The organism is Limnohabitans sp. (assembly GCF_040401135.1).
Lineage (GTDB): Bacteria > Pseudomonadota > Gammaproteobacteria > Burkholderiales > Burkholderiaceae_C > Limnohabitans.
This window is the reverse complement of the sequence record NZ_JBBAOV010000029.1, coordinates 22,602-28,567: the sequence shown is the minus strand read 5'-3', so window position 1 is coordinate 28,567 and position 5,966 is coordinate 22,602. Positions and strand designations below refer to the sequence as shown.

General features: G+C 56.8%; 3 protein-coding genes. 2 read left to right on the top strand and 1 reads right to left on the bottom strand.

The window, feature by feature from the left end:
• Nucleotides 1–1,430: ATP-binding protein (locus ABWP81_RS08890; protein ID WP_353141181.1), on the bottom strand; the 1,430-nt coding region annotated here is incomplete at its 3' end.
• A gap of 194 nt (nucleotides 1,431–1,624) precedes the next feature.
• Between ABWP81_RS08890 and recC the strand changes: the two genes are divergently transcribed.
• Nucleotides 1,625–5,284, top strand: a complete 3,660-nt coding sequence (gene recC, locus ABWP81_RS08885; protein WP_353141179.1) for an exodeoxyribonuclease V subunit gamma — start codon at nucleotides 1,625–1,627, stop codon at nucleotides 5,282–5,284.
• Nucleotides 5,281–5,966 (top strand): UvrD-helicase domain-containing protein (locus ABWP81_RS08880; RefSeq protein WP_353141177.1); only part of this gene is annotated, 686 nt, incomplete at its 3' end. The genes recC and ABWP81_RS08880, both read left to right, overlap by 4 nt.

Below are 5,966 nucleotides of genomic sequence, written 5' to 3'. Positions count from 1 at the left end.
AGCTGCACACTCGCACCGCCGGATGGTAAATTTTCCAAGACCAGTTCGCCCTGCCACGTGTTGAGGATGTAGCGGCCTAAGATAAGACCCACCCCCATGCCCGTGGCCTTGGACGATTGAAAATGCATCCACTCTTCGGTCAAAAGATGGCTCGCAAACCCCGGGCCGTTGTCATTGACGCACAGCAGCACATGCGGGCGGTTGTGACGCATGTGAGGCTGCAGCGATAACTGAATGTGCGGTGTCTTGGCTTGACTATCCTTAGAGGTCAAAGCCTCGATAGCATTGGCCACTAAATTAAATACGATTCGCTCCAACAGCACTTTGTGGGCTAAGACGCGAAAGGGCTGATCAGGCTCGGGGCCTGTAAATTCAATGACGCGCCTGCGAGCTTCATTACTCAGTATGGGCAGAACTCCTTGAATGCAAGCACCTATGTCAAAGGTATGCTGCTCAGGTTTTTGGTCCACCATCAGCGACCGCAAGCTGTGGGTCATTTGGCTAATCTTTTCAACCAAATTGACGCTATCGCCCAAGGCGTTTTTTAATGATGGGTCTGCGTCTTTGGCTAGGTATTGCACTTCGTGCAGGGTTAAATTCAGCGCAGTCAGGGGCTGGCTCAATTCGTGGACGATGGCCGAGTTAAACATCGCCATACTCCCAACAGTCGAAAAACGCGAGTTGATCATGAGCATGTGGTCACGCTCACGCAAAAGTTGGGTGAGCTCGGCGTTAACCAAACGGGTGTTTTCTTTTTCTTTTTGAATTAAAAGGCTCTTCGCATTCAGCCGCTCGCTGGCGTGAATGAGCATAAAAATCGGACAAAAGAGGTGAAGCGAGCCAGAGATGAAACGATAAAGAATCAAGGTCAGGGGCTCTTGATAAATATCGAAAACGTGCAAATCGCTAAAAACTACCGAGATCAACCGTAAAAGACTAACCACCGACCAAGATGCGGTGAACACTATCAAAGCCAAGATATAAAAAGATTTGCTGGTTTTAAAAAGCAGGTAGGCCTCTACGCAAGTCCACACACCGGACAACACAATCCATGACACAACCAGCACCACGCGCTGCTCAAAGGTGCCATAGGTCCGCAAATACTCCAAAACAATACCTGTGATCACCCACAACACAGCCAGCACCACCCACAGTTTTTGGCTCTCTACATGGCGCCATTTGCGCACCAACAAAGCACCGCCCACCGTGGAGGCGATCAAGAACAAATTGCCGAATGTGATCAATCCACGCCAGGTCAATGGCGCAATGAGAAAAAGAAAATAAGACACCGCGCCAGCCAAAGGAATGCCTGCAAGCAGCAGGCTTTGGCGTTCGATTGCATCACTGCGGTAATAGGGCGCGCTGCTGATGGCCAGTATCAAAAAGATAAAGCCAAAAAGAACGAAGAAAATTTCGTTGTAGTAATTCACACAATCAGGGTCCCGACCAAGTTGCACCCATTACACAGATGCATCTTGCCGAAGTTGGTTTGAAAGTGCAAAGTATGGCAGAGCCGAGCGCCTCACACCAGCAGCAACATGTATGAGCCATACGAGCTGGCCTTCCAGTATGCTCACTGACTCACGCAAATATTTAGCCCCTTTTTTCGCCCGTTCTGCCCCACATGTCTAGCCCCCACGCCACCGGTTTTATGGTGCTTCATAGCAACCAGCTAGAGGGCCTGCGCGAGTTGGCGGTGCAGTTCATCCGCAACCACCCGCTGCCCGTGCTCGCGCCCGAGGTGTTGCTGGTGCAAAGCAACGGCATGAAGCATTGGCTCGAGCTGGCTTTGGCCAAAGACCTTGGCATTTGCGCAGCCACACAGGTGGAGCTGCCATCTGCCAAGCTGTGGCAGATTTACCGCGCGGTGTTGGGCCCCAGCCAGGTGCCCGCGCACATGCCGCTGGACAAGTCGCCACTGGTGTGGCGCATCATGCGCTTGCTCCCCAGTTTGTTGGCCAAGCCCAGCTTTGCGCCGCTAAAAAACTACCTAGGGCAAGCCGATGCTGACGCGTCGCCCATGAACCGCCGCGCTTATCAACTGGCCGCGCAGCTGGCCGATGTGCTGGACGGCTACCAAAACTACCGCGCCGATTGGCTAGAAGACTGGGCCAATAACCAAGACCAACTGCACACACAAACGGGCATGGCCACACCGCTGCCCGACGCACAAAGCTGGCAGCCCGAACTGTGGCGCGATTTGCTAGACGACCTTGCGGCTGATGCCGAGTTAAAGGCAGAGCTGCAGCACAGCTACAGCTCACGCGCCAAAGTGCACGAGGCGTTCATGGCCAAGATGGCCAGCTTGCATGAATTGAACGAAGGCAATGGCCAACGTCCTGCGGGTGTGCCGCACCGCATCATGGTGTTTGGCGTGACGTCGCTGCCCATGCAAACCGTGCAGGCGCTGGCCGCTTTGGGCCGCGTGTGCCAAGTGCTCATGCTGGTGCAAAACCCCTGTCAGCATTACTGGGGCCATGTGGTGGAAAGCCGCGTGCCCTTGATCAAGTTAGCGAAGTTAAGCAAGCAACGCCAAGCGCACAAAGCTGGTTTGCCAGTGCCGCAAGACGATGGATCGTTGAGCGAGGCCGACCAATACACACTGCACACCGACACGCACCCCCTGCTGGCCGCATGGGGCAAGCATGGCCGCGACTATTTGCACTTGCTCGATGGCTTTGACGATGTGGACCAATACAAAGGCCAGTTCAACCGCGTGGATGTGTTTGTCGACCCCGCAGACACAGCCGCCGAAGAAGGCCGCGAGCCCACGATGCTGGAGCACTTGCAGTCGTCCCTGCTCAACCTTGCGCCACTGCCCGACCAACTAAGCGAAGTGCCCGCAAACGACACCAGCGTGCGCTTTGTGCAAACGCACTCTGCACAGCGCGAGGTAGAAGTACTGCACGACCAACTGCTGGCGTGGCTAGATGCTGACCCCAGTTTGAAGCCCGCCGACATCATGGTGATGGTGCCCGATATGGCCAACTTTGCGCCGCACATCCATGCGGTGTTTGGCCGCTTTGCACACAACGCTCAACACCACGACCCGCGCCATCTGCCCTACACCGTGGCCGACACCACACCGCGCACCGAACCCCTGGTGCAAGCTCTTGACACCTTGCTGCAACTGCCCCAACTGCGCGTGACGCGCGTGGAGTGGCAAAGCTTGTTTGAAGTGGCCGCTGTACGCAAACGCTTTAGTCTGGAAGAACACGACGTGGCACAGCTCGACACCTGGCTGGCCGACGCCGGTGTGCGCTGGGGCCTAGACGCGCCACACCGAAAGCCGTGGGGCATTGCGCCCGACATGGCCGACGCCAACCAAAACAGTTGGCTGTTTGGCATCGAGCGTTTGCTGCTGGGCTACGCAACGGGAGCCACAACTGAACTGGCAACGCCGTGGGCCGACACACTACCGCAAGCAGGCGTGGGCGGGCTAGACGCACGCATGATGGACGGTTTGTTGCAATGGCTGCGCCACACACAAATTGCCCTGCTCAAACTACGCCAAGAACACACACCCACCGAATGGGTAGCGGTGTTGCAGCAGCTCGTCGCGTTGTTCTTTAAGCCGAGCGACGAAGCGGATGAACGCTTGATAGAAAGTGTGATGGCCCCGCTAGAAACATGGCTGGCCGAATGCCAACTGGCACGCCTCGACAGCCCACTGCCACTGGTGGTGGTGCGCGAACACTGGATGGCCCAGCTGCAACAGCCCGCCATGCAACGCCGCTTCTTTGGCGGTGGTGTGCAGTTCGCCACGCTCATGCCCATGCGCTCCATCCCCTTCAAGTGCGTGTGCTTGCTGGGCATGAATGATGGCGACTACCCACGCAGCCAAACCCCACGCGACTTTGATTTGATGAGCGACGCCGCACACGCAGGCAGCACGCAATCACACTGGCGCGCAGGCGACCGCTCACGCCGCGAAGACGACCGCTATTTGTTTTTAGAAGCTTTGCTCTCAGCCCGCGACAAGCTCTACATCAGCTGGCAAGGCCGCCGCACGACCGACCACGAAATCAAACCACCGTCGGTGTTGGTGGCGCAGCTGATGGACTACCTCAATGCGGTGTGGACGCAGCGCAATGACAAGGGTGAACCTTCGCCCGCATGCAAGGCAAAGCTGCAGCCGCTGCAAGCGTTTTCGCCCAAGTACTTCACACAAGACTCGTGCTTTTCAACGTATGCCGATGATTGGCAAAGAGCGCTGCCGTCAAGTGCAGCAAAGCAAGGCACATCGCGAGACGCAGCCTCGGCCAGTCGCACCGCTTTGGCCGACAGCACCACTGCGCCTGCCGCAGCCATCGCACCCACGGAACTCACGCTGCAACATTTACAGCGCTTGCTACGTCAACCGGTGGAAGTGTTTTTGGTGGACCGTTTGCGCTTGCGCCTAGACCAGCCCCAAGAAGCCGCCGAGGAAGAAGAGCCTTTCTCGCTCGACGGATTAGAAAAATACAAACTCAACCAACGCATTGCCCAGGCCGAAGATGCGCAGCAAGCCATTGACCAACTACGCCTGAGTGGCCAACTGGCGATGGCCGGTTTTGGTGAAGCGCAGCAATTGCTGTTTGAGAACGACCGCGAAAAACTGCGCGAGCAATTGGATGTGTTGTTGCCCAAGTGGCCTAACCACTTGAGCGTGCAAGCGGACCACTGGCAACTGGGCCAAACACGCTTAAGCGCCGAGTGGGCCAATGGCCAAACCATGTGGCACACGAACGGCAAAGCGCATGGCGCTGGGCAACAGTGGCTGCAAGTGGCGCTGCGCCCAGGCGCGGTGACCGAAGGCAAAAAAGAAAACCAAGTTCCCCGCATCGACACACTCAGCCAGCTGTGGCTGCACCACTTGGCCGCGTGCGCCAGTGGCACGCCCACCACCAGTGTGCAAATTGGGTTTGATGCAGCCATCGAACTCAAGCCCATCAAAACGGAAAAAGCGCAAGAACATTTGCAAGACCTGTGCAATGCGTATTTAGAAGCATGGGCGCAGCCCCTGCCCGTGGCCGCCAAAACTGCTTGTGCGTTTGTGATGGGCGTGTACGGCGGCAGCAAAGATGCGATGGGCAAAGCGCAAGCAGCGTTTGAAGACGGCTTCGGCAAGAGCGGTGAATACACAGGCTCGCCCGCCCTGCAACGTGTGTTCACAAGTTTTGAAGATGTGCAAGCAGACCTGAACGATTGGGCCACCCGCTTGTACGAACCCATGTTCAAAGCCGCCAAGGTGATTCACCTGAATGCAGACAGCGCGGACCACGCCGAGGAGGCTGACGCATGAAAGCCCTCAACGCACACACCCTGCCGCTGCACGGCCGTCAAGTGATAGAAGCCAGCGCAGGCACGGGCAAAACTTGGACACTCGCTGCGCTCTACCTGCGCCTGGTGCTGGGCCACGAACGCACCGAGGCTTTGCTGCCACCACAAATTTTGGTGATGACATTTACCGACGCCGCCACCGCCGAGCTGCGCGAACGCATTCGCACAAGACTGAGCCAAGCCGCCACTTACTTTGATTTGAGCGCGCAAGGCCGCAACTTCCCCACCTCATTAAAAGTAGATGCGTTTTTAGAAAAACTGCGTGACAGCTTTGACGAAGCGCTTTGGCCACGCTGCGCCTTGCAGCTCAACTGTGCCGCTGAGTGGATGGACGATGCCGCCATCTACACCATTCACGGTTGGTCACGCCGCATGCTCACGCAGCACGCGCTAGAAAGCCATAACCTGTTTGAGCAAACGCGACTTGAGAACGCCGACCAACTCAAACTCACGCTGGTGCAAGACTATTGGCGCGAATGGTTTTACCTACTCAGCGGCGACACGCTGCAACACATCACGCCCCTCATCGGCCAAGACCCCGCCAAGCTGCTGAAAACCTTGAGTGAGATGTGGAAGGAACAAGAGCGCAAACCACGCGAGGTGGTTACCCCCGACATCACGCCCACACAAGCCATTGACACGCA

Bases quoted from the DNA above. Each gene is read 5' to 3' on its own strand.
- recC (WP_353141179.1), top strand. From the start codon at position 1,625: ATGTCTAGCCCCCACGCCACCGGTTTTATGGTGCTTCATAGCAACCAG.